The sequence below is a fragment of the Actinospineispora spinosispora DSM 44797 genome, assembly GCF_000429025.1.
Classification (GTDB): Bacteria; Actinomycetota; Actinomycetes; order Mycobacteriales; family Pseudonocardiaceae; genus Pseudonocardia; species Pseudonocardia spinosispora.
On sequence record NZ_AUBB01000006.1, the window covers coordinates 388,047 to 410,501 of the forward strand.

A 22,455-nucleotide genomic window follows, 5' to 3' on the forward strand; every position below is an offset into this window, starting at 1 on the left:
TGTCCTATCTCGGGAGTTGGTAGGCGGTGACCACGGCGGCGCCGCCGAGGCCGATGTTGTGCTGCAGCGCGGCGGTCACGTCCGGGACCTGGCGTTTGGCCGCGGTGCCACGCAGCTGCCAGGTCAGTTCGGCGCACTGGGCGAGGCCGGTGGCGCCCAGTGGATGTCCCTTCGAGATCAGCCCGCCGGAGGGATTGACCACCCACCTGCCGCCGTAGGTGGTGTCGTCGTCGTCCACCAACCTGCCCGCCTCACCTTCGGCGCACAGGCCGAGCGCTTCGTAGGTGAGCAGCTCGTTGGCGGAGAAGCAGTCGTGCAGCTCGATGACCTGGAAATCCTCCGGCCCGAGGCCCGACTGCTCGTAGGCCTGGAGCGCGGCCTGACGGCTCATGTCGTAGCCGACGAGGTTCTTAGCGGTGCCGTCGAAGGTCGAGGCGAAGTCGGTCGTCATCGACTGCCCGACGATCTCCACGGCCCGCCCGGCGAGATCGTGCCGGTCGACGAACGCCGCACTGGCCAGCACCACCGCGCCGGAACCGTCCGAGGTCGGCGAGCACTGCAGCTTGGTCAGCGGGTCGTAGACCATGCGCGACTGCTGAATCTCTTGGAGCGTGTACGCGTCCTGGAACTGCGCATACGGGTTGTTGACCGAATGCCGGTGGTTCTTGTGGCCGATCTTGGCGAAGTGCTCGGCCGTGGTGCCGTGCTCCTTCATGTGCTCGCGCCCGGCGGCACCGAACATCCACGGCGCGGGCGGGAAGAGCACCTCGGAGATCTCGGCGAGCGCCTGGATGTGCTTCATCATCGGCTGCTCGCGGTCCTCATAGGTGGCGCTGAGCGAGCCCGGCTGCATCTTCTCGAAACCGAGCGCCAGTACGCAGTCGGCGCGGCCGCCCCGGATCGCTTCGGCGGCCAGGTACAGCGCGGTCGAGCCGGTCGAGCAGTTGTTGTTGACGTTGACCACCGGTATGCCGGTCATGCCCAGCTCGTAGACCGCACGCTGCCCCGACGTCGACTCACCGTAGACGTACCCGACGTACGCGCTCTGGATCTGCTCGAACCCGATACCGGCGTCGGTGAGCGCGTTCGTCCCGGATTCCTTGGCCATCGCCGGGTAGTCCCAGCCTTCACGACGGCCGGGTTTCTCGAACTTCGTCATCCCGACGCCGATGACGTACACCGGTGCGACCATCAGGCGCCCTCCTCATTTACATGCAGCTTTGCCTGTATGTAAACACAGCTCGCCGAGCACTGGCAAGTAGCGAGACAGAGCAGGAGGAGTACAGCAAGAAAGGCTTGACTACATACCGGCAACTGTGCACGAATAGCGGGATGAGCCAGGGCATGCGGGAGCATCTCATCGAGGAGAGCCGGGACACGTTCGCCGGCTTCCGGACCCGCGTGCTGAGCGTCGCGGGCGACAGCCCTCCCCTGGTCCTGCTGCACGGCTTCTCCGACTCGGCGGACACCTGGCGCCCGGTACTGCGTGCGCTCGCGGTGCGGGGCCGGGCGGCGATCGCCGTCGACATGCCCAGCCACGGCACGGCCGACCCGCTGCACGGCGACCGTCCGATGCTCACCCAGCTCACGGACTTCGCACTGGATGTGGTCCGCAGGCGTGACCATCCGGGCACGATCGTGGCCGGTAACTCGCTGGGAGGGATGGTCGGCCTACTCGCCGCCGAAACCCCGGGGGTGCTGGCCGGAGTGGTCGGGGTCTGTCCGGCCGGCTTCAGCTATTCGCCGTGGATGCTGGCGAACGCGCAGCGGTTGACCGGCCCCGGGAGGCGTCGGGCGCTGGCAGCCGCGAGCGCCGTGGCACCGGCGTGGTTGGTGGCCAGGACCGCGAGGGCCTTCATCAGCGGGGCGTTCGCCGACCGTGGCGCGGTCGACCCGCGTTTCGCGTTCGACTACGCGGCACACGTCGCGCCGCGCCGCGCCCGGCGGAACCTGCTGGCCCTGCTCTACGGCCTGAGCTCGGAAGCGATGGACTCCCCCATTCATCCGGATCGGATCAGCTGCCCGGTCCTTCTGGTGTGGGGTGAACGCGACCCGCTCACCCCGTCCAGCGGCGCCCGGATCCTGACCGACGCACGTCCCGACGTCCGTGTGGAGCTGCTCACCGGCGTGGGCCACATGCCCCAGTTGGAAACCCCCGCCCGCCTGACCGCCCTGCTCACCGACTTCACCCCACGGCTCCGATGACGGAAGCTTGCCCGTCTCACCTCGCAGAGCGTCGCGCTGCGTCGCAGACACTGCAGTATCTGCGACGCAACATGAAGCTCTGCGAAGTCGTCCAGAGCTGGCTGTCGGGCGCGGCCCGCTGTGCGGGCTAGACCTGGCGGCCTATGTCTCGACGGAGGAGGTCCTCCTCGGTTTCCCTGCGGATCAGCAGGTGGGCGGCGCCGTTCGTCACCGCGACCACCGGTGGGCGGCCGATCATGTTGTAGCCCGACGCCATCGAGTGCTGGTAGGCGCCGGACACCGGGGTCGCCAGCAGGTCGCCGACGTGGACGTCGGCGGGCAGCGGCACGTCGGTCGCCAGCACGTCTCCGGACTCGCAGTGCCGACCGACGACGGTCATCGGCTCGTCCAGCGCCCGTGACGGGCGGCCGACCATGCGCACCGTGTAGCGCGACCCGTACAACGCGGGTCGGGGGTTGTCGCTCATGCCGCCGTCGACCGCGACGAACGTCCGCCCGCCCGGCCGGTGTTTCACCGACACCACCCGGTACAGCGCCACCGCGGCGGGCCCGACGATCGCGCGCCCCGGTTCGACCGTCAGGTGCGGCACCGCGATGCCGTGGCGCTCGCACGCGTCGCGCACCACACTCGGGATTCGCTCGGCGAAGCGCTGCAGGTCCATCCGCTGGTCCGACTCGACGTAGCGGATGCCGTGGCCCCCACCGAGGTTGAGCTGCGGCAATGCCACGCCGTGCCGTTCGGTGATGCGCGCCAGCAGACCCACCATGCGCTCGGCCGCACGCTCGTACGCGTCGATGCGGGTGATCTGGGACCCGATGTGACAGTGCAGTCCGACGAGCCTCAGCATCGGCTGGCCGAGGACCTTGGCGACGGCGTCCTCGGTCGCGCCGTCCGCGAGCCCGAAGCCGAACTTCTGGTCGGCGACACCCGTGGCCACCGCGTGGTGCGTCCCGGCGTCCACGTCCGGTGTGACGCGGATCAGCACGTCCTGGCGGCGGGTGGCGAGCGCGCACAGCTGCGCGATCTCCGTCGTCGAGTCCACGACGATGCGCCCCACACCCATGCTCAGGGCCGCCTTGACGTCCTCCGGTGTCTTGGCGTTGCCGTGCAGCATGATGCGTTCGGCCGGGTATCCCGCCGCGCGGGCCACCGCGAGCTCGCCCGACGAGCAGACGTCGAGCGACAGTCCTTCCTCCGCGATCAGCCGTGCCATGGCGACCGACAGGAACGCCTTGCTCGCATAGGCGACCTCGACGTCGGGCAGCGCCGCGAGGTAGGCACGGCACCGTTGTCGCACCTCGTCGGTGTCCAGGACGTAGGTCGGGGTGCCGTGCGTCGCGGCCAGGTGGCTCAGCGCGACGCCGCCGATGCGCACCTCACCCGAGCAGTCGGCGCGCGCGCTGGACGGCCAGATGCCTGGTTCGAGCCGAGCGTGCAACGAGGTACGCAGCGAAGGGATGAGCTCAGCAAGTGTCATGTGTACTTGCTACGTCCCGGATGACCTCCGGGTCCGCACCCACAGCGCGCTCCTGACGCCCCGAGGCGGCTTTCTTGTCGCCCCGTTGACGTCGTGAGTGTTGAGTGTGGCCATGGCCACACTCAACACTCACGAGGTGGTGGCGCGGGGGCGGGGTTGGCAGCGGGGGCAGAAGTACGAGCTGCGGTTCATGAACGAGATCCGGCGGATCGCGGTACCGCAGCGGCGGCACGGCCGGTCCTCCTGGCCGTACACGTTGAGCGAGCGGTCGAAGTAGCCGGAGTTGCCGTTCACGTTGACGTACAGCGCGTCGAACGACGTCCCGCCCTGGTCGAGTGCCTCACCCATCACCTCGGTGGCGGACGCGAGGACAGCGCGAACGGCCTTGCGGGTCAGCGTCGCGGTCGGGCGGTTGCCGTGCAGCCGGGCCCGCCAGAGCGCTTCGTCGGCGTAGATGTTGCCGATGCCGGAGACGAGGGACTGGTCGAGCAACGCGCGCTTGAGCTCGGTCCGCTTCCGACGCATCGCGGCCACGACGGCGTCGACGTCGAACGCGGGGTCCATCGGGTCCCTGGCGATGTGCGCGATCGACTCGGGGAGCGGTTCGTCCTCACCGACCAGGTGCTCGATGCTCACGCCGCCGAACGTGCGCTGGTCGACGAACCGCAGCTGCGGCCCGCCGTCGGTGAAGCTGAGTAGCACCCGCAGGTGCTTCTGCGGCGGTGTCGTGGCATCGGTGACGAGCATCTGACCGCTCATCCCGAGGTGGGCGAGCATGGCGTCAGCGGGGCCGTCGTGGGAATCCAGCTCCAGCCACAGGTACTTGCCGCGCCTGCGTGCCGCGCTCAGCGTGCGCCCGGTGAGCCGGCCGATGACGTCGGCCGCACCCGCGACATGCCGGCGGACGGCTCGCGGATGCAGCACCTCGACGGCGGCGACCTTACGGCCGATCACGTGTTCGGCGAGGCCTCGACGGACGACCTCGACCTCGGGAAGTTCAGGCACGAGGACTTCTGTCAGTCGTCGGCCGGGCCGGTCTTGCCGGCCGCGCTGTCCTCGGACGACAGCGCGCGCCAGGCCAGCTGCGCGGCCTTCTGCTCGGCTTCCTTCTTGGTGCGACCGACGCCGGCACCGAGATCGCGGCCACCCACGACGGCCACCGCGGTGAACGTCTTGAGGTGGTCCGGACCGTCCTCGGTGATCCGGTACTCCGGCACACCGAGCTCGGAGGATGCCGTCAGCTCCTGCAGGCTGGTCTTCCAGTCGAGACCGGCGCCGAGCAGCGGCGCGGCCTTGAGCAGCCCGTCGAACAGTTTCTCGATGACGCTCCTGGCGACCTCGAGGCCGTGCTCCAGGTACACGGCGCCCAGCAACGCCTCGGTGGCGTCGGCGAGGATGCTCGCCTTGTCCCGCCCGCCGGTCAGCTCCTCGCCGCGCCCCAGGTACAGGTAGGTACCCAGACCGCCGCGTTCACTACCGATGACCTCGGGTGGCCCCAGCTCGCGCGCCACGGAGGCGAGCGCGTGCATGTTGACCACGCTGGCCCGCAGCTTCGCCAGCTGACCTTCCGGCAGGTCCGGATGGGTGCGGTACAGATGTTCGGTGACGATGACGCCGAGCACCGAGTCGCCGAGGAATTCCAGGCGCTCGTTGGTCGGTAGCCCGCCGTTCTCGTACGCGTAGGAGCGGTGCGTCAGTGCAAGCGTCAGCAGCTCGGCGTCGATGTCGACGCCGAGCTGACTCAACAACGCTGAACGGTCCGTATCCGGTCCTCGCGTCGCCCGTTCCCCCACGAGAGGGTGGTCCGCCGGGCGATCAGGCCGGCGCGACGACGGCGCGGCCGGCGTACTGGCCGCAGTTCGGGCACGCGACGTGCGGCGGCTTCAACTCGCGGCACGCGCGGTTCGAGCACGGCGCGAGGGTCGGCGCGGAGGTCTTCCACTGCGAGCGACGGGACCGGGTGTTGGACCGGGACATCCGGCGCTTGGGAACAGCCACGACGATCTCTCCAAAGGTCTAGAACTAATCAGCGACGCTCATCAGCGCCTGTTGCCGCGTCCGCGTCGGGCGCGGACGTGAGCCGATCCCGAAGGGCGGCCCATCTGGGGTCCATTGTGTCATGGCTGTGGTCGGCGCTGAGCTCGGCCCACCGCTCGCCACATTCCGGGCACAATCCGCGGCAGTCCTCCTGGCACAACGGGGCCAACGGGAGTGCCAGCAGGACCGCGTCCCGGATCATCGGCTCGGTGTCGATGTAGTCGTCGACGATCCGGCTGATCTCGTCGGCGTCGGTGGTGGCCTCGGTCGCGGTGTCCGGGTACGCGAACAGCTCACCGAGCTGCACGGTCTCGGGGTACTCGATCGGGTCGAGGCAGCGGGCGCACTCCCCCACCACCCCGGCTGCCGCGGTGCCGGACACGAAGACACCCTCGCTCGCCGACTCGAACCTCAGGTCGACCGTGACCGGCGCGTTCTCGGGGATACCGATGACGTCGAGGCCGAAGCCGGCCGGTGCCTGGAGCGTGCGCTGGTACGTGCGCATGTTGCCTGGTCTGCGGCCGAGCTCCCGGGTGCTGATCACCCACGGGCTGGCGGCGGACGGATGGACGTTCACCTGCTCTTGTCTGGTCATACTGCTATCCAGGATAGCCGGGACCACCGGAGAAGCGGTCGGCGATCAGGGCGGCGAGCTCGAGGAAGGACATCTGGGTCTCCTCCCGGATCGCGCCGAGGTCGAGCCGGCCCCCGGTGGCGAGGTGCGGGTCGTACGGAATCTCCACGACGGCCCGGCACCTGCCGAGGAAGTGCGCCCGGACGCGTTCGATGTCGATCTCGGGGCTGACCCGGTCGCAGCACAGCACGACGATGGCCTCGGCGACCTGCTCACCGTGTCCGTGCGCGACGAGCCAGTCGAGGGTCTTGGAGGCGCGCGACGCGCCGTCGACGGTCGGCGAACCGACCACGACGAGCGAGTCGGCCAGCGCCAGGGTGCCCTCCATCGCGGAGTGTACGAGGCCGGTGCCCGAGTCGGTGATGATGATGTTGTAGAAGCGAGTCAGTACGGCGCAGATCCGCTCGTACTCGTCGCGGCTGAACGCCTCGCTCATCGCCGGGTCCTGCTCGGACGCCAGCACCTGCAGGCGTCCGGACAGGCTCGTGTAGTGCGAGACAGCGGTCAGCGAGTCGATGCTGTCGATGTTCTCCAGCATCTGCCGGACCGTCACACCCACCTCTCCGGTGAGCCGGTCGGCCAGGGTGCCCGCATCCGGGTTGGCGTCCAGCGCGACGGCACGGTCGCCCCGATACTCCGCGAGGGTCAGACCGAGGACGGCGGACACCGTGGTCTTGCCGACGCCGCCCTTCAGCGAGCTGACCGCGATCTGGTGCGCACCGGGAAGGTGCCGACGCACCCGCCGCAACAGAATGTGTTTGGCCGCTTCGGCCTCGCTCATCCCCGGGTTGATCCGGCCGCCCGACGCCGAGTAGACGACCTTGCGCCAGCCCACGGTCGGCCGGGCCGACTGGGGCCGGACGATCATGTCGTCGGTGAGCGGCGCGGCGTCACCGTAGCCGTAGGACACTGGCCTCGCCTCCGGATGGACATAGAGCGGCGCTGAGTGCCGCTGGGACTGCTGTGGCTCGGCCGAGGGCGGCGGTGCCGGCATCGGACGGTCGCGCGGCGGTGGCGGCGTCGCGGGCGGCGGGTGAGCGGCTGTGGCCGATCGAGGTTGCTGGTTCGTCGGCCGCGCCGGAATCACCCGAGGATCGGCGGACGCCGCCGAGGTTGACCGCTGACCAGCCGACTTCGTAACGGCGGGGTTCGGATCGGGTCTCGCCGCCGACGGTCTCGGAACGGTCGGTGTCGCGGCGGGGGCCGCGGGCTTGGGAACGGCCTGCCGGGCGGCGGCGGGCCTCGCGGCCGAAGAGCCGGCCGGAGGAGCATTCGAGGCGGTCTCCGGGGTGCTCAGCCGAGGGGTGTGCGTCGCGGCGGCAGGGCTCGCCGTGGGAGGTTTCGGGGTGGCCGGTGTCGCGGCGGTGGCCCCGGGCTTGGGAGCGGCCTGTCGGGCGGCGGCGGGCCTCCCGGCCGAGGAGCCCGCCGGCGGAGCGGTGGAGGCAGTCTCCGAGGTGCTCAGCCGAGGGGTGTGCGTCGCGGCGGCAGGGCTCGCCGTGGGAGGTTTCGGGGTGGCCGGTGTCGCGGCGGTCGCCCTGGGAGCGGCGGGCTCCGCCGCCGCCGACCGAGACGAAGCCGACCTCGCGGCCGCTGGGCCCGCGTCGGACGCGCTCGGGGTGGGCGGTGTCGAGGCGGTCGCACCGTGAGCGGGGGGTTGCGCTGCCGGTGGCCGAGGAGCGACCGGTGTGCCGGAGGCAGGGTTCGCCGCCGAAGGCCTCGGGTTGGCGGGGCTGCGTACGCCGGTCCGCGGGGCCGGTGCCCTGTCCCGCGCCGACGCTCCGGCGGCCCTCGGTGCGGTGGCTCGCGGCCCCGGCGCACCGGGCTCGACCTCGTTCGCCCCGGCCGGCCTCACCGGGGCTGGCCCGGGAGCGACGGTTCGCGGGCCGACCGTTCTGGGACCGACGGTTCTGGGCCCTCTCCGAGCGGTCGCACCCTGATCTGCCGGGTGACGCTCCGGCGGGCGGGCCCCGGGCGCCGGTGGCGCGGTCCGGCCCTGTGGCGCGCCAGGCCCTCGGCCGGGCGGGCCGGGATCGCGTCTGCCGGCGGCGGACGGACCGGGTGTCGAACCGGGGGCGGGCGGCGTCGGCGGCCGGGTTGCGTGCGAACCGGGGGCGGGTCGGTGCTCGGGCGACGCCGGAGGGGCACTCGCCGAGGATCTGCGGGTGTCCCACACGGCGTGCGGTGGCTGCTCGACAGGAGCGCTCTCGTCCGCTGTCGGTTCCGCGCCGGCCCCCGCGTCGGCCGCACCGAAGCGGTGCTGGTGCTTGGGCCACCAGCTGAACGGGTCGAATGCGCCGGTGCCGAACGTGCCGTCCGGGTAGCGCGGCGACGCCGCTGCCCATCCGTCGCCGGTCAGTGGCGGCGCGAGGTCGGTCGGCGGCCGGTCATCGGAATGCTCGGTCCGGATGGACTCCGGTTCCCTGCTCGTCATGGTCGCCTCCCCAGGGCAATCGTCGAGTCGCGGTGGGTCAGCCGGGGCCGCCGATGAGCTGTATGACCACCCGACACCGCGATCACTATATGTGTACGAGCGCCCGGAACGCCGGGAGAGTTGAACACTCAGTCAAAATCGGGAGCGACTACTCGATCAGATCGGTACCGATCCGATCGCGGCCGACGCCCGCGCGACCGAAGTGGCCGCGCTGCCCCTGCTGTCCCCGTCCACGCTGCACGACCTGCAGTGTGCGCGTCAACGTCTCCTCGAAGCTCGCCAGTGAGGATTCGATGTAGTGGTCGCACTCGGCACGCAACCGGTCCGACTCGCGTTCGCCCGCGTCGATGATCCTGCCGGACTCGATGTGCGCGGCCTGCACGACCTCGGTCTGTGCCACGAGCCGCGCCTGCTCGGCGTGTCCGTCCGCCACGGATTGTTCGTAGGAGGCCCGGCCCGCCTCGGCGAGACGGTCGGCTTCCGCCCGTGCCCGGTCGATGAGGTCCTGATGTTGCGCGCGGCCGTCGGCCACCGCCACATCCGCCTCGTGGCGCGCGTTGGCCACCAGCTGCTCGGCCTCGGCCTGTGCATCGGCGATCAACCGCTGCGCCTCGGCCTGCGCGTCGGCGATCGCCGACTGCGAGGTCTCCTCGGCGTTCTGGGTCAGCTCGTCGGCCCGCTGCTCGGCCCGCGAGATCATGCCGTCGCGGTGGTCCAGGACGTCCTGGGCGTCGTCGAGCTCGCCGGGCAACGCTTCCCGCAGGTCGTCCAGCAGGTCGAGCATGTCACCCCGTGGGACCACGCAGGTGGCGGTCATCGGGAGGCCCCGCGCTTCCTCGACCACGGTGACCAGCGCGTCGAGTGTTTCGAAGACCCGGTACACGTTGATCAGTGTGCCGTCCGATGCACCCGAACCGGTGTATTACCGGGTTCGCGGTGTGTCAGGAACCGCCGCGTGGCCCCAACCGTTCGCTCAACCGGCGGAACACCGGCCCCGGCAGCAGGTGCGCGACGTCGCCGCCACCGCGTGCCACCTCCTTGACCAGGGAGCTGGCGATGAAGCTGTACTCCGGGCTGGCGGACATGAACATCGTGTCGACGCCGGAAAGGCGTCTGTTCATCTGCGCCATCTGCAGCTCGTAGTCGAAGTCGGTGACCGCCCGCAGGCCCTTCACGATGGCCCGCACGTCGTTCTGCTGGCAGAAGTCGACGAGCAGCCCCTTGAACGACGAGACCCGCACGTTCGGGCAGTGCGCCGTGACCTCGGCGAGCATCTCCATGCGTTCTTCGACGGTGAACAGGCTCTGCTTCTTCTCGTTGACCAGAACCGCGACGATGATCTCGTCGAACAGGCCGGCGGTCCGCTCGATGACGTCGAGGTGACCGTTGGTCACCGGGTCGAACGAGCCTGGGCAGACCGCGCGTATCACCACGGAACGGAACCGTAGCAAAGCCCGACATGCAGCACCGTGCTCCCGTACTTCCGGACCCGGTGCCCTTCGAGTGATGCTGGCCACTCGAACGTCTTGCGCCGGCCCGACCGCTCGACCACGACCGTCGCACCCTCGGCGAGCCAGCCCTGGGCCACCGCGGCGGCGAGCCATTCCGCGACCTCGTCGTCCGGCACCGAGTAGGGCGGGTCGGCAAGCAGCACGTCGTAGCGCCGGGGCGCGACGGAGGACAGCACCGAGGCGGCCGAAGCGGTCCGCAGCTCCGCGGACGACGTCAGTCCGAGGTCGGCGAGGTTGCGCCGGATCGTCGCCGCCGCCCGCCGGTCCGACTCGACGAACAGCGCGTGCCCGGCTCCTCGGGACAACGCCTCGATGCCGAGCGCTCCGGAGCCCGCGCACAGGTCGAGCACCGAGGCTCCGTCGAGACCCGGGTCGGCCTGCAGCGAGCTGAACAACGCCTCACGCACCCGGTCGGACGTGGGCCGGGTGCCGTCCGGGGGCACAGCGATGCGCCGACCACCCACCGAACCGGCGATGATCCTGGTCATTCCTGCTCCAACTGGATCTCTTTCCGAAACATTCTCGCCTCGGGCCTGTCGATCAGGTACCAAGGAGAGAACCTCACCACACGGCCACAGGGCCCTCGGAAGGGACTGTGATCATCGATGACCAGACGTCGATCCAGAAGGCACGGCAGGCGCCGCCGGGTGCGCAACCCGCTGCTGCGGCTGTTGTTGGCGGTCACGGTGCTGATCGCGGCGGCGACAGTGATCACCGCGATCGCGCTGGTGGTGGTCGCCAGCCTGGTGACGCTGGCGGCGACGGCCGCGGCGGGTCTCGGCGTTGTGGCGCTGGTGTCGCTGGTCCGCTGGCGGTGGCGTCGCCGCCGGAGAGCTCGGGCGAGTGTGTCCGCGCCTCGCCGCGCGGTGTCCGGCTGGTCCGCGAGCCACGCCCGGTTCGCCGCGCTGCGCTCCGAGTACGCCGCCTACGAGTGCGATGCGCTCGCGGTGCTCCGGTTGCCCGCGCTCGCCGATGTCACGGTGCCCGCGACCGGCCGGTTCGTCGACGCGTTCGCCCACGCCCAGTCCCTGGACACCGACCAGGAGCCCCCCTCGGCCCACGCGGCGCAGTTCCAGCAGGCCGTGGACCGGGCGTGCCGCTCATGGCAGGCCGCGCGCGACACCGCGGACCGCATCCGCCTGTCGGGTCTGTCCCCCGCCGAGCGGACGTCGGTCCAGCGGGTGATCAAGCTCCTCACGATGGCGAGGGACAGCGGAAACGACGCCGAACGCCAGGCCGCCTACGCGAAAGCACGGTCAGAACTGACCCGCCTGGACCTGACCACCACCATCCACCTCCCCCAGGCAGCCCAGGCAACCCTCGCCACAAAGGCCCAGGCCCCCCTGACCGCCGCCCCCTCGTGACCCACGTGAGTGGCAAGGCCGCCTACCCCGAAGGGGCGCCGCAGGCGTAGGCGCCATCGTGAGTGGCAAGGGCGTCTACCCCGAAGGGGCGCCGAAGGCGTAGGCGCTCGGAGCACTCACGACAGCTTTTCCGTCGTGAGTGATCCGGGCGCCTATAGGCGCCCTTGCCACTCACGAGTCGACGGCGCAGCCGAGATGCCTTGAAGCCGGGCACGGGCAAGGCCGGGCACGGGGCTAAGCCTTCTCCAGGTATTCCGCCCGGTCGTCGTCGATGATCTCGGCGACCATCGCGGCCAGCCCCGGATGCTTCTCCAGGAACGGATCCCCCAGTACCAGCTGCCAGGCCGCATCCCGAGCCTCGGAGATCACCTTCTCGTCGCGCAGCAACGACAACATCCGGAGCCCGGACCGCCGCCCCGACTGAGCGGCACCGAGCACGTCACCTTCACGCCGCAGCTCCAGGTCGTGGCGGGCCAGCTCGAACCCGTCGGTCGTCGACGCCACCGCGTCCAGCCGCTGACGCGCCAGTGTTCCCGGCGCCGAGTCGGTGACCAGCAGGCAGATCCCCGGCGCCGACCCCCGGCCGACGCGACCACGCAGCTGGTGCAGCTGCGACAGCCCGAACCAGTCGGCGTCCATGATCACCATGACGGTCGCGTTGGGCACGTCGACGCCGACCTCGATGACCGTGGTCGACACGATGACGTCCAACTCGCCCGCCGAGAACGACCGCATGATCGCGTCCTTCTCGTCAGCGGGCAGCTGGCCGTGCAGCACGCCCAGCCTCAGCCCGGCCAGCGGCCCTTCGGTCAGTTTCTCGGCCACGTCGAAGACCGCCACCGCCTGCCGCCGCTTCCCGTCCTCGTCAGGCGGCGGCTCGAGGTCGGCCTCCGCGATGTCCTCCGCGGCGGTGACCTCGTCGCCGCCGATGCGGGGACACACCACGAACGCCTGGTGGCCGTCGGCGACCTCCTCGCGGATCCGGTCCCACGCGCGGTCGAGCCAGGCCGGCTTCTCCCCCACCGGGATGACCGTCGTAGCGATCGGCGAACGACCTCGGGGCAGCTCACGCAGCGCCGAGATCTCCAGGTCGCCGTAGACCGTCATGGCGACCGTGCGCGGGATCGGCGTCGCGGTCATGACCAGCAAATGCGGCGTGGTCCCGCCGTCGCGGCTGCGGAGCGCGTCGCGTTGTTCGACGCCGAAGCGGTGCTGTTCGTCGACCACGAGCAGGCCGAGGTCGTTGAACTCCACCTTGTCCTGGATCAGCGCGTGCGTGCCGACGACGATCCCGGCCTCACCGGTGACGATGTCCAGCAGCGCCTGCCTGCGGACCTTCGCCGGCATCTTCCCGGTCAGCAGCACGACCTTGGTCGCCTGTTCGGCGGCACCGAGCTCGCCGGCCTGAGCCAGCGGGCCGAGGAAGTTGCGCAGCGTGCGGGCGTGCTGGCCGGCGAGCACCTCGGTCGGGGCGAGCATGGCGGCCTGTCGCCCGGAGTCGACGACCCGCAGCATCGCGCGCAGCGCCACGATCGTCTTACCGGCACCGACGTCACCCTGGACGAGGCGGTTCATCGGGTGCTCGACGACCAGGTCCCTGGTGATCACCTCGCCGACCTCGCGCTGGCCGTCGGTCAGCTCGAACGGCAGCTGGGCGTCGAACAGGTCGTGCATCCCCCCGGGCACCGGCGGGCACGCGGGAGCGGGCTTCAACAGCGCGGACTGCCGGCGCTGGGCGAGCGCCAGCTGCACCGCCATCGCCTCGTCCCAGACCAGCCGCTCGCGGGCGCGGCGGTAGTCCTGGTGCTGCGCGGGACGGTGGATACGACGCAGCGCGTCGCCGAGCGCCGGCAGGCCTCGGGTGGCCAGCAGCTCGATCGGCATCGGGTCGGTCGGGTCGTCGATCATGTCCAGCACCTGGCGGACGCACGTGGCGATCCGCCAGGTCGGCAGCTTGCCGGTCGCCGGGTAGATCGGCATCAGTGCGCCGGCGAACTCGTCGACGGTGTCCATGTCCTCACCGGCCCCAAAGATCATCATCTCCGGTTCGGTGAGCTGCATCTTGTTGCGGAACGCGGTGACCTTGCCCGCGAACAGACCGGTCCGGCCGGTCTGCAGCCCGGGGATGGCGCGACGGTTGAAGAACGTCAGGCTGAGCGTGCGCCCCCCGGACACGATCACGACCTCCATGATCGTGCCCTTGCGCTGCCGCATCCGGCGGACCTCCACCGAACGGACCTCGGCCATCACCGTGACGTGCTCGCCGAGCTCCAGATGTGCCAGGTCGGTGAGCTTGCCGCGCTCGGCGTAGCGACGCGGATAGTGCCGCAGCAGCTCACCGGCCGTGTGCATGCCCAGCTGCGCGGCCAGCGCATCGGCCGTCTTCTTGCCCAGCAGGTCCACCAGCGGGCTGTTCAGGTCTGTCATTCCACCCCCAGCTGCAACGGCAGGCCCGCCGGGCCGCCTCGATACCGCACCACATCGACCTCCGGGTGGCTGTGCCGCAGATGGTCGGCGAGCTGCTGCCCGAGCGCGTCGTCCGCGTCCTCCCCGAGCAGCACCGTCACCAGCTCTCCCCCGATGGTCAACATCCGGTCGGCCAGCAGGCACGCGCCGGCGGCCAGGTCCTGTTCGATCAGCACGACCTCACCGTCCACCAGCCCGAGCACATCCCCGGCGGAGCAGCGCCCGACCCAGGTCAGCGCGTCGCCGGTGGCGATCCGTACGACCCCGGTCCTGGTCGCGGCGGCCGCCTCGGCCATGGCGACCACGTCGTCACCCGCTCTGCGCTGACCGTCGTGCACCGCGAGGGCGGCGAGCCCCTGCAGCACCGACGACGTGGGCACCACCACGACCTCCTGCCCCGCTGTGCGCGCCCGATCGGCCGCTTCCTCCGCGACCGGGGTCAGTTCCACATCATTGGGCAGCACCACGACATTCTCCGCGCGGGTACCGGCGATCGCCGCCGCGATCTCGCCCGTGCTCGGGGCGCGGCCGTCCCGTGCCACGAGTGCCGTGACGCCGTCGGCTCGGACCAGCTCGACGATCGGCTCGCCGGACACCACGATGACCACACCCCGCGACCGGGCGAAGCGTCCGGCGTCCGAGGCGGCGGGCTGGTCGGCGAACCGGACGACGGTGATCCGGTGCGGATGCCCCGCCTCGATCCCGGCCTCGACGGCCGCCCCGACGTCGGTGCAGTGCACGTGCACGTTCCACAGCCCGCCGTCGTCCCCCGGCAGGTCCGCCGAACCGACCACCACGACCGAGTCCCCGAGTTCGCCCAGCCTGGCGCGCAGTACCTCGACGCCGTCGGCCGAGCAGCGGTCCAGCAGGTACATGACCTCGTAGTCGAACTCGGCGGATCCGGCCTCGCGTTCGCCGAGCAGCGCCGCGCGGTCCCTCGGGTGGTGGCGGCTCGCCGGCTCGTCGGGCACCGTGACCGGAGCGTGGCCGGTCACCACACCGACCAGCGCGTCGAGGATGAGTACCAGTCCGTGCCCACCCGCATCGACGACGTCGGCCCTGGCCAGCACCGGGAGCTGACGCGGGGTGTCGGCCAGTGCCTTCGCTGCGCCCTCCGCGACGGTGACGACGACATCGGCCAACGTGCTCGCGTCGCGGGCCGTCCCGGCGGCCGCGCGCAGCACCGACAGCACCGTGCCCTCCACCGGGGTGCTCACCGCGGCGCGCGCGAGACCGTCCGCACGGCTCAGCGCGTCGGCGAGGCCCGCGCCGTCGAGCGGGCGTTCCGCCGCCACCTCGGCGAGCCCCCGCAGCAGCTGCGACACGATGACACCGGAGTTGCCCCGCGCACCGCGCAGCGTCCCGTACGCCAAGGCGGCCGTGACCTCGGCGGCCGTACCGTGGGGGCCGTGCCGGCGCACCAGCTCCTCCGCGCCGGCACGCAGCGTCGCCACCAGGTTCGTACCGGTGTCACCGTCCGGCACCGGGAACACGTTCATCCGGTCCAGCTCGCCCCGGTGGGCCTCCAGGAGGTCCACCGACGCATCCGCCCACCGCCGGATCGCGGCCGCGTCAAGGACCTGCAACACCGCCCCCTCGACCTCCTCGCTCACCTGCCCACTGAGCGTAGCGATGGTCACTGACGGCCCCCGGTTTGGTGGCCGCGAATGCGGTCGCTACCCTTGTACAGAACGGGTCCGGTGTCGTATGCCGACCAGTGCGTGCCCTGTGCGCGCTTCCGATCTACACAAGGAGTTATCGACGTGGCTGCCGTCTGCGACGTCTGTGGCAAGGGTCCCGGCTTCGGTATGTCCGTGTCGCACTCGCATCGCCGCACTCACCGCCGCTGGAACCCGAACATCCAGCCCGTGCGCGCGAGCTTGAACGGTGCCGCTCGCCGGCGCCTGAACGTGTGCACCTCGTGCCTGAAGGCCGGCAAGGTCACCCGCACCTGATCTGAGTACAGACCACAAAGCCGGTACGTCCGACGACGTACCGGCTTTTTGTCGTCCCCAACGCCGCTCCCCGCCCGTCCCCAATGGCAGGGGGTGGCGTGTGGGTTAGGCGGTGAGGCGGCGGAGGATTGCTGCGAGCAGGGGCTGGGTGACGGTGTTCGGCAGGATGCGGGCGCTGGTGAACAGACGGCTCCATAGGTTCACCTGCTCGAACGCCTTGTTCGTGCTCGCGGCGTTCAGCGCCGCGAGGGCCACCTGGTCCGGTGAGGCGAACACGAAGCGCGGGACCTTGGACATCGTCAGGCCCGCGCCGGCGCCGGCCTCGGTGTCGACCGGGCCGGGCGACACGACCGTCACGCCGACGCCGGTGCCGCGCAGCTCGTAACGCAGAGCCGCGCCCGCGTTGTGCACGAACGCCTTGCTCGCACTGTAGGTCGCGCCACCCGGGCACGCGTACCAGCCGAGGCCGGACGCCACGTTGACGATCGTGCCGCGCCCCCGGGGCACCATCGCCGACGCCGCCGCATGGTTGAGCGCCAGCACGCTCACGCAGTTGAGCTCGACCTCCTCGACTCGGCGCCGCGCGCTCTGTGCGATCAGCGGCCCCGCGATCGCCCCGCCGGCGCAGCTGACCAGCAGATCTACCGGGTCGTCCACCGAGAGCAGCCGAGCCTCGACCATCGCCCGCTGCACCGGGTCGGCCAGATCGGCAACCAGCACCTCAGCGCGCACACCATGCCGCTCGGACAACGACCCCGCCAGCCGGTCGAGCACTTCGCCTCGGCGCGCGACGAGCACCAGATCGACCCCGTCGGCGGCGAGCCGCGCGGCGATGGCCTCACCGATCCCCCCGGACGCCCCAGTGACCAGCGCCCGCCGCCACCGCTCCCTCACAACCACTCGCTCCCCCACACCGCGAAATACCAGCTCGCACAGACTGAGTACACGCCGCACAGAGGCCCCAGCCTCTGTGCGGCGTAGAGAACCTCTGTGCGAGCTGCCCAGCCCATTTCTTGGGCTGTTAGGGGAGTTTCCAGTCGATGGGTGGAGCTCCTCTGGATTCGAGCATCTCGTTGACCCTGCTGAAGGGGCGGGAGCCGAAGAAGCCGCGGTCCGCCGACATAGGGCTGGGGTGGGCTGACTCCACGCAGGGGACGTTCGCGCCGAGGATAGGACGCAGGGTTCGTGCATCCCGGCCCCAGAGGATCGCCACCAGCGGGGTCTGGCGGGCCGCGAGCGCCTGGATGGCCTGCTCGGTGACCTTCTCCCAGCCCTTGTTGCGGTGCGAGGCCGGCTGGCCGGGCGCGACCGTGAGGACCCTGTTGAGCAGCAGGACGCCGCGCTCGGTCCACGGTGTCAGGTCACCGGAGGAGGGCAGCGGGTGTCCGAGGTCCTCGCCGTACTCGCGGTAGATGTTCTGCAGACTGCGTGGGATCGGCCGGGTCTCCGGCGCCACCGAGAACGACAGACCGACCGGGTGTCCGGGCGTCGGGTACGGGTCCTGGCCGACGATCAGCACCTTGACCTCGTCGAACGGCTGTTGGAAGGCGCGCAGGACGTTCGCCCCGGCCGGCAGGTAGCGGCGCCCGGCGGCCAGTTCGGCGCGCAGGAACTCCCCCATCGCGGTGATCGTGTCCGCGACCGGCGCGAGCGCGTCGGCCCAGCCCGACTCGACGACCTCGGAAAGTGGCTTGGCAGTCATCATCCGTCCAATCGGCGCAGCTCGGCACGGAACCGCTGCCCTCTGTTCACGTAGGACTTCACCGCGTAGTCGAACCGGCCCTCGGGGACCTCGTAGTTCTCCCGGACCCGCGCCGGTACGCCGACCGCCATCCGGCGGGCCGGCACGTGCATCTTCGGGGAGACGACGGCACCGGCGGCGACCAGCGCGCCCTCGTCGATCCGGGAGCCGTTGAGCACGACCGAACCGGACGCGATGAGGCAGTGGTCGGCGATGGTGGACGCTTCGATGTGCACGTTGTGTCCGACGACGCAGTCGTTGCCGATGATCGTGTCCTGGATCGCGGTGGTGTGCACGATCGAGCCGTCTTGCACGCTGGTGCGGTCCCCGACGAAGATCCGTCCGTCGTCGCCGCGCAGCACCGCGCTCGGCCAGACCGAGGCGAACGCACCGAGCGTCACACCGCCGATGACCACCGCGTCCGGGTGCACGTAGGCGTCGGGATGGATGTCCGGCTCGAGATCGCCGAGCGCATAGATGGGCACGGCTGCCGACACTATCGCTGGGCGTCCCGGCTCAGATCAGCGGCTTGCTGAAGCACCGGCTGGTCGGGAAGTCGCGGTAGTACCCGAACTTGGGCAGCACGCTGTAGCCCGCCGATCGGTACAGCTCGATCGCCTCCGGCTGACGGACGCCCGTCTCCAGCACCATCCGGGGCGATCCCGCCGCGGCCGCGCGGTCCTCCAGCTCGGCGAGCATGCGCCGGGCGAGACCGCGCCCGCGCATCGCGTCGATCACGTACATGCGCTTCAGCTCGACGTCACCGTCGCGCAGCACGTCGGGGTCCTGTTCGGCGCGGCGGAACCGCCATCCGCCACACACCGCCGCGACGCCGTCGACGTAGCCGATCAGGAACAGTCCTTCCGGCGGGGTGAAGTCGGCGACCGCCACCGGGCTGGAGTCTCCCCCGCCGTACCGCTCGGTGTAGACCTGCTGCACGGCCGCGACCATGGCCACCGCATCCGGATGATCGTAGCCGACGGCACGGATCTCCAGGGTGTCCTGCAGCTCAGCCAAGGTCGTCGAACTCTCCGTTGCGCACTCCGTCCAGCATCGCCGCGATCTCGGTGCGGTTGAACTGCAGGATCGGCCCGTCGGTCACCTTCGAGTCCCGCACGCCGATCACGTCACCAACCAGGGCGAACTCGACACAGGACTGCTGCGGCTCACTGGCTTGCGCCTTGCGCCACGACGCGGTCTGGAACTGAGACACGGGTAGGTACTCGCTCGGCTGCATGACTGTTGCCCTTCTGCGCATCGGGTCAGCCGTACTCCTCCGCCACCTTTCCGATGAATCCGGCGGATTCAGTCGGCCCCAGCGCGGCGGCCTGGAGATGGCCCCATAACTGTTCGTACGCAGCCACCTGGCCCGGCTCGTCCAGGTACTGCGCCTCGTCGTACAACTCTATGTGGACGAAGTCCAACGATGTACCTACACCCGCGCCTTGGAGGTGCAGCAGCTCGAACTTGACCGAGGCGAAGGTCACCGGATTCGGGCTGGCAAACGGGACGATCTGCAACTGCACATTCGGCAGGTGCCCTACCTCGACCAACCGCAGCAGTTGCTGATGCATGACCTCGCGGCCGCCGTACTCCCGACGCAGCGCCGACTCTGACAGCACAAAGCTCACCATCGTGGGCGGCTCCGAACGAGTCAGGATCTCCTGCCGCTCCCGCGTCGCCTGCGCCACATTGGCGAAGTCGACCGGACGTCCGAACGGATCGGGCGCTTCGGTCAGGGCACGCAGGTATCCCTCGGTCTGCAGTAGACCGGGGATGATCTCCGACTGGACCATCCGGATCGTGCTGCTGTGCCGTTCCAGATCGGGGAGCAGCAGGAAGGCCTCGCGGTAGACCGACTCGTAGCGCTCCCAGTCGCTCTTCCGACCGAGGTTGCGCGCCAGATCGACCAGAGTCTTGCTGAGTTTCGCGTCGGCGCCGTACAGATCCGCCAGCAACTTCGTGTCGCCGGGAGTGATCCGGGACTGACCGAGGAAGATACGGCTGATCTTGCTGACCCGGCAGCCCAGCTCCTCAGCCGCTCGCTCGGAACTGACGCCGGACTGCTGTCTGAGCTGGTCCAGCTCACGTAACAGCATCAGGGCAGGCACTGTGCGGGCAACCGCCATCGTCATCATCCTCCAGGCTCGCCGATGAGCTTACCCATTTGCAATCGCGAACGATCTGCAAGTCCACCTAGAGGTCATAGGAATTCCTATGCTAGCTTCATTCCACAACACAAAGTTTCCATTCAGGGACGCTCTGTGTTGTGCGCGTGGCGCCCCTAGCGCCCTGTAAGGCCGCCACGCGTGGGCCCGCACGACCGAGGCGACCCACCCCCAGCGCCGCCGACGCCGTGCGGGCCCACCCCTGTCCGCCTCACGCGAAAGCAGTCGACTTGAAGATCACCGACCAGCCCGAGCCGTCCGCCGTCATGCTGTCCGCGGCACTACTGCTGGTCTCGCACAGCGATCGCGGATGGATTCCACTGCTCGCCGAGCACGTCGACGACGGCACCGGCCACTGCGCCTCCTGCCACGGCCCGATCCACCCGTGCAACCTGGCCCAGATAGCCGAGTACGCCAGACATCTGTCCGAGCAGCACGGAAAAACCCCGTGAGTGCCGCGGCCGCCTATAGGCGGCCGCGGCACTCACGGGGTTTGACCTGCGGTTTTGCTCAGTCGATGAGGGCGTAGGCGGGCAGGGTCAGGAAGTCGACGAACTCGTCGGCGAGGGCGACCTGCTCGAACACCTGGCGGGCGTCGTCCCAGCGACCGGAGGCGAACGCGTCGCCCTCCGCCGAGCGGATCTTGTCGAACTCCTGCTCGATCACCGAACGCACCAGTTCCTCGGTGACCTTCTGACCGTCGGACAGCGCCACGCCGCCGTGGACCCACTGCCACACCTGCGACCGGGAGATCTCGGCGGTGGCGGCGTCCTCCATGAGGTTGTTGATGCCGGCGGCGCCATTGCCCCGCAGCCACGACTCGATGTAGCGCAGGCCGACGCTGACGTCGCCGCGCAGACCGTCCTCCGTCGGCTGGGCCGGCGTGGATGCCACGTCGAGGAGCTGTTCGGCGCTGACCTGGACGTCGTCACGCAGCCGGTCCAGCTGGTTCTGCCGGTCGCCGAGCACCGCGCTGAACTCGTCGCGGCAGATCGACACCAGGTCCGGGTGCGCCACCCACGAGCCGTCATAACCGGCCGTGGCCTCACGCTGCTTGTCCTCGTGGACCTTCGCCATGGCCTTCTCGTTGGCTTCGGGGTCGCGGCGGCTCGGGATGAACGCGGCCATGCCGCCGATGGCGAACGCGCCGCGCTTGTGGCAGGTCGAGACCAGCAGCTCGGTGTAGGCGCGCATGAACGGCGCGGTCATGGTGATCGCGTTGCGGTCCGGCAGCACGAACTCCGGGCCGGCGTCCCGGAAGTTCTTGATCACCGAGAACAGGTAGTCCCAGCGGCCGGCGTTCAGCCCGGAGGCGTGTTCGCGCAGCTCGTAGAGGATCTCTTCCATCTCGAAGGCCGCGGTGATGGTCTCGATCAGCACGGTGGCCCGAACGGATCCGTGCTCCACTCCCCTGGCCCGCTCGGCGAAGGTGAACGCGTCGTTCCACAGCCGCGCCTCGAGGTGGCTCTCCAGCTTCGGCAGGTAGAAGTAGGGCACCGAGGGGTTGTGGAAGAAGTACAGGCCGAAGTCGACGAGGCCACCCGCGACCGGTTCGCCGTCGACCGTGAGGTGACGTTCGTCGAGGTGCCAGCCACGCGGGCGCACCACGACGGTGGGCTGCTCGGTCGCGGTGACGCGGTACTCCTTGCCCTCCGGGCTGGTGTACTCGACCTTGCCGGTGCGCGCGTCCAGTAGGTTGACCTGACCGGCGACGACGTTGTGCCAGGTGGGTGTCGTGGCGTCCTCGAAGTCGGCGAGCCACACCTTGGCGCCGGAGTTGAGCGCGTTGATGGTCATCTTGCGCTCGGTCGGGCCGGTCATCTCGACCCGGCGGTCGGCCAGTGCGGGCGGCGCCTCGGCCACGCGCCATTCGGCGGCGCGGATGTCGGCGGTCTCGGCGAGGAAGTCGAGCTTCCCGGTGCGGGCGATCTCGGCTCGTCGGTCGGCGCGCGCGGCGAGCAGCTCGCGGCGGGTCGCGTCGAACTCACGGTGCAGCGACGCGACGAAATCCAGCGCTTCAGGAGTGAGTACTTCCTCCGCGCGGTCCACCGGATAGGCCTTGACTTCGATCTTGGGCGTCGTCTGCGCACTCATGAGCCGCAGAGTACTTTCTGTCAGACGGACACGCCATTCCACAATGCGGAAGTTAGGTGGACCTGAATATCTATGCGGTAACGATCACATGATCAAGATATGTTTCGCCTGAGTAAATTTGGTCACCGTTCACCTCATAAGGGGCACCAGAACGCCTGAGATTCGGCCTCAGGTCTAGACAGGCGATGATGCTCACACAGACAATCACCGCATGACGGCGACCGTTGGACAGACTCGGTCAGCCACCCGTCCGGCAAGAGCCGAACGGGACGAACTGCACAATGTCGGAGGCTCCCCATCTTCGCCATGACACGAGGAGATGAGTCGGTCATGCCGAGTGACGAGACTTACGCTCGCATCCCTCGACCACGA

Annotated in this window: 25 protein-coding genes; 6 read left to right on the forward strand and 19 right to left on the reverse strand. The window is 69.9% G+C overall.

Going from position 1 to position 22,455, the window contains the following annotated elements; all coding sequences use genetic code 11:
- Positions 1-4 precede the first annotated feature (4 nt).
- Positions 5-1,192, reverse strand: coding sequence for a lipid-transfer protein (locus G406_RS0101950; RefSeq protein WP_028932484.1), 1,188 nt, complete (start codon positions 1,190-1,192; stop codon positions 5-7).
- 152 nt (positions 1,193-1,344) lie between these two features.
- Between G406_RS0101950 and G406_RS53540 the strand changes: the two genes are divergently transcribed.
- The gene (locus G406_RS53540) at positions 1,345-2,205 is read left to right on the forward strand and encodes an alpha/beta fold hydrolase (RefSeq protein WP_028932485.1); all 861 of its coding nucleotides are present in this window, start codon (positions 1,345-1,347) and stop codon (positions 2,203-2,205) included.
- A gap of 127 nt (positions 2,206-2,332) precedes the next feature.
- On the opposite strand, the gene lysA is transcribed toward G406_RS53540, so the two are convergent.
- The 6 genes from lysA to G406_RS0101985 form a co-directional block, all read right to left on the reverse strand.
- Complete coding sequence (gene lysA, locus G406_RS0101960) at positions 2,333-3,682, reverse strand: diaminopimelate decarboxylase (RefSeq protein ID WP_028932486.1); 1,350 nt, start codon at positions 3,680-3,682, stop codon at positions 2,333-2,335.
- A 129-nt stretch (positions 3,683-3,811) separates the two neighbouring features.
- Positions 3,812-4,687: a bifunctional DNA-formamidopyrimidine glycosylase/DNA-(apurinic or apyrimidinic site) lyase gene (gene mutM / locus G406_RS0101965; RefSeq protein ID WP_028932487.1), complete on the reverse strand. Its 876-nt coding sequence runs from the start codon at positions 4,685-4,687 to the stop codon at positions 3,812-3,814.
- 11 nt (positions 4,688-4,698) lie between these two features.
- The gene (gene rnc / locus G406_RS0101970; protein WP_028932488.1) at positions 4,699-5,475 is read right to left on the reverse strand and encodes a ribonuclease III; all 777 of its coding nucleotides are present in this window, start codon (positions 5,473-5,475) and stop codon (positions 4,699-4,701) included.
- 22 nt (positions 5,476-5,497) lie between these two features.
- On the reverse strand, positions 5,498-5,680 hold the full coding sequence (rpmF, locus tag G406_RS0101975; RefSeq protein WP_028932489.1) for a 50S ribosomal protein L32: 183 nt from the start codon (positions 5,678-5,680) through the stop codon (positions 5,498-5,500).
- A 28-nt stretch (positions 5,681-5,708) separates the two neighbouring features.
- Positions 5,709-6,314, reverse strand: a complete 606-nt coding sequence (locus G406_RS0101980; protein ID WP_211241010.1) for a YceD family protein — start codon at positions 6,312-6,314, stop codon at positions 5,709-5,711.
- 4 nt (positions 6,315-6,318) lie between these two features.
- Positions 6,319-7,263, reverse strand: a complete 945-nt coding sequence (locus G406_RS0101985) for a MinD/ParA family ATP-binding protein (protein ID WP_028932491.1) — start codon at positions 7,261-7,263, stop codon at positions 6,319-6,321.
- Between the two features lie 301 nt (positions 7,264-7,564).
- Between G406_RS0101985 and G406_RS0101990 the strand changes: the two genes are divergently transcribed.
- Positions 7,565-7,999 (forward strand): hypothetical protein, encoded by a 435-nt coding sequence (locus G406_RS0101990; protein WP_028932492.1) that lies wholly within the window; start codon positions 7,565-7,567, stop codon positions 7,997-7,999.
- Between the two features lie 39 nt (positions 8,000-8,038).
- A complete protein-coding gene (locus G406_RS0101995) occupies positions 8,039-8,290 on the forward strand; it encodes a hypothetical protein (protein WP_028932493.1) in 252 nt (83 codons plus the stop codon).
- 642 nt (positions 8,291-8,932) lie between these two features.
- Here G406_RS0101995 and G406_RS44120 read toward each other — a convergent pair.
- The 3 genes from G406_RS44120 to rsmD are packed head-to-tail and all read right to left on the reverse strand — an operon-like array spanning position 8,933 to position 10,783.
- On the reverse strand, positions 8,933-9,667 hold the full coding sequence (locus G406_RS44120; RefSeq protein WP_064742818.1) for an SPFH domain-containing protein: 735 nt from the start codon (positions 9,665-9,667) through the stop codon (positions 8,933-8,935).
- A gap of 58 nt (positions 9,668-9,725) precedes the next feature.
- On the reverse strand, positions 9,726-10,214 hold the full coding sequence (gene coaD, locus G406_RS0102005; protein WP_028932494.1) for a pantetheine-phosphate adenylyltransferase: 489 nt from the start codon (positions 10,212-10,214) through the stop codon (positions 9,726-9,728).
- Complete coding sequence (gene rsmD, locus G406_RS0102010) at positions 10,211-10,783, reverse strand: 16S rRNA (guanine(966)-N(2))-methyltransferase RsmD (RefSeq protein WP_028932495.1); 573 nt, start codon at positions 10,781-10,783, stop codon at positions 10,211-10,213. The genes coaD and rsmD overlap by 4 nt, the downstream gene beginning before the upstream one ends.
- Positions 10,784-10,900: 117 nt before the next feature.
- Here rsmD and G406_RS53545 point away from each other — a divergent pair, with 117 nt between their 5' ends.
- Positions 10,901-11,659 (forward strand): DUF2786 domain-containing protein, encoded by a 759-nt coding sequence (locus G406_RS53545; protein WP_156934627.1) that lies wholly within the window; start codon positions 10,901-10,903, stop codon positions 11,657-11,659.
- A gap of 234 nt (positions 11,660-11,893) precedes the next feature.
- Here G406_RS53545 and recG read toward each other — a convergent pair whose 3' ends face one another.
- Entirely contained in the window at positions 11,894-14,086 is a 2,193-nt protein-coding gene (gene recG, locus G406_RS0102025) for an ATP-dependent DNA helicase RecG (RefSeq protein ID WP_028932497.1), read from the reverse strand.
- Positions 14,083-15,738 (reverse strand): DAK2 domain-containing protein, encoded by a 1,656-nt coding sequence (locus G406_RS0102030; RefSeq protein ID WP_245606978.1) that lies wholly within the window; start codon positions 15,736-15,738, stop codon positions 14,083-14,085. Before G406_RS0102030 ends, recG begins: the two co-directional genes overlap by 4 nt.
- Before the next feature lie 150 nt (positions 15,739-15,888).
- Here G406_RS0102030 and rpmB point away from each other — a divergent pair, with 150 nt between their 5' ends.
- Positions 15,889-16,080: a 50S ribosomal protein L28 gene (gene rpmB / locus G406_RS0102035; RefSeq protein ID WP_028932499.1), complete on the forward strand. Its 192-nt coding sequence runs from the start codon at positions 15,889-15,891 to the stop codon at positions 16,078-16,080.
- Positions 16,081-16,185: 105 nt separating this feature from the next.
- Here rpmB and G406_RS0102040 read toward each other — a convergent pair whose 3' ends face one another.
- The 6 genes from G406_RS0102040 to G406_RS0102065 form a co-directional block, all read right to left on the reverse strand.
- Complete coding sequence (locus tag G406_RS0102040; RefSeq protein WP_028932500.1) at positions 16,186-16,974, reverse strand: SDR family NAD(P)-dependent oxidoreductase; 789 nt, start codon at positions 16,972-16,974, stop codon at positions 16,186-16,188.
- Between the two features lie 127 nt (positions 16,975-17,101).
- Positions 17,102-17,782, reverse strand: coding sequence for a uracil-DNA glycosylase (locus G406_RS0102045; RefSeq protein ID WP_028932501.1), 681 nt, complete (start codon positions 17,780-17,782; stop codon positions 17,102-17,104).
- Positions 17,782-18,306, reverse strand: coding sequence for a gamma carbonic anhydrase family protein (locus G406_RS0102050; RefSeq protein WP_028932502.1), 525 nt, complete (start codon positions 18,304-18,306; stop codon positions 17,782-17,784). The genes G406_RS0102045 and G406_RS0102050 overlap by 1 nt, the downstream gene beginning before the upstream one ends.
- Positions 18,307-18,337: 31 nt before the next feature.
- On the reverse strand, positions 18,338-18,817 hold the full coding sequence (locus G406_RS0102055) for a GNAT family N-acetyltransferase (protein WP_028932503.1): 480 nt from the start codon (positions 18,815-18,817) through the stop codon (positions 18,338-18,340).
- A 13-nt stretch (positions 18,818-18,830) separates the two neighbouring features.
- Positions 18,831-19,034, reverse strand: coding sequence for a DUF397 domain-containing protein (locus G406_RS0102060; protein WP_028932504.1), 204 nt, complete (start codon positions 19,032-19,034; stop codon positions 18,831-18,833).
- Positions 19,035-19,083: 49 nt separating this feature from the next.
- Complete coding sequence (locus tag G406_RS0102065) at positions 19,084-19,950, reverse strand: helix-turn-helix domain-containing protein (protein ID WP_169736565.1); 867 nt, start codon at positions 19,948-19,950, stop codon at positions 19,084-19,086.
- A 269-nt stretch (positions 19,951-20,219) separates the two neighbouring features.
- On the opposite strand from G406_RS0102065, the gene G406_RS0102070 reads away from it, so the two are divergent.
- Entirely contained in the window at positions 20,220-20,441 is a 222-nt protein-coding gene (locus tag G406_RS0102070) for a hypothetical protein (protein ID WP_028932506.1), read from the forward strand.
- 58 nt (positions 20,442-20,499) lie between these two features.
- Here the strand turns inward: G406_RS0102070 and aceB are convergent, their stop codons facing one another.
- On the reverse strand, positions 20,500-22,083 hold the full coding sequence (gene aceB / locus G406_RS0102075; RefSeq protein WP_037074654.1) for a malate synthase A: 1,584 nt from the start codon (positions 22,081-22,083) through the stop codon (positions 20,500-20,502).
- Positions 22,084-22,455: the final 372 nt, after the last annotated feature.

Coding starts and splice junctions, on each gene's coding strand:
- aceB (WP_037074654.1), bottom strand. CDS start 22,083: ATGAGTGCGCAGACGACGCCCAAGATCGAAGTCAAGGCCTATCCGGTG.
- rsmD (WP_028932495.1), bottom strand. CDS start 10,783: ATGACCAGGATCATCGCCGGTTCGGTGGGTGGTCGGCGCATCGCTGTG.
- G406_RS53540 (WP_028932485.1), top strand. CDS start 1,345: ATGCGGGAGCATCTCATCGAGGAGAGCCGGGACACGTTCGCCGGCTTC.
- recG (WP_028932497.1), bottom strand. CDS start 14,086: ATGACAGACCTGAACAGCCCGCTGGTGGACCTGCTGGGCAAGAAGACG.
- lysA (WP_028932486.1), bottom strand. CDS start 3,682: ATGACACTTGCTGAGCTCATCCCTTCGCTGCGTACCTCGTTGCACGCT.
- G406_RS0101980 (WP_211241010.1), bottom strand. CDS start 6,314: ATGACCAGACAAGAGCAGGTGAACGTCCATCCGTCCGCCGCCAGCCCG.
- G406_RS53545 (WP_156934627.1), top strand. CDS start 10,901: ATGACCAGACGTCGATCCAGAAGGCACGGCAGGCGCCGCCGGGTGCGC.
- G406_RS0101950 (WP_028932484.1), bottom strand. CDS start 1,192: ATGGTCGCACCGGTGTACGTCATCGGCGTCGGGATGACGAAGTTCGAG.
- G406_RS0102045 (WP_028932501.1), bottom strand. CDS start 17,782: ATGACTGCCAAGCCACTTTCCGAGGTCGTCGAGTCGGGCTGGGCCGAC.
- G406_RS0102065 (WP_169736565.1), bottom strand. CDS start 19,950: ATGGCGGTTGCCCGCACAGTGCCTGCCCTGATGCTGTTACGTGAGCTG.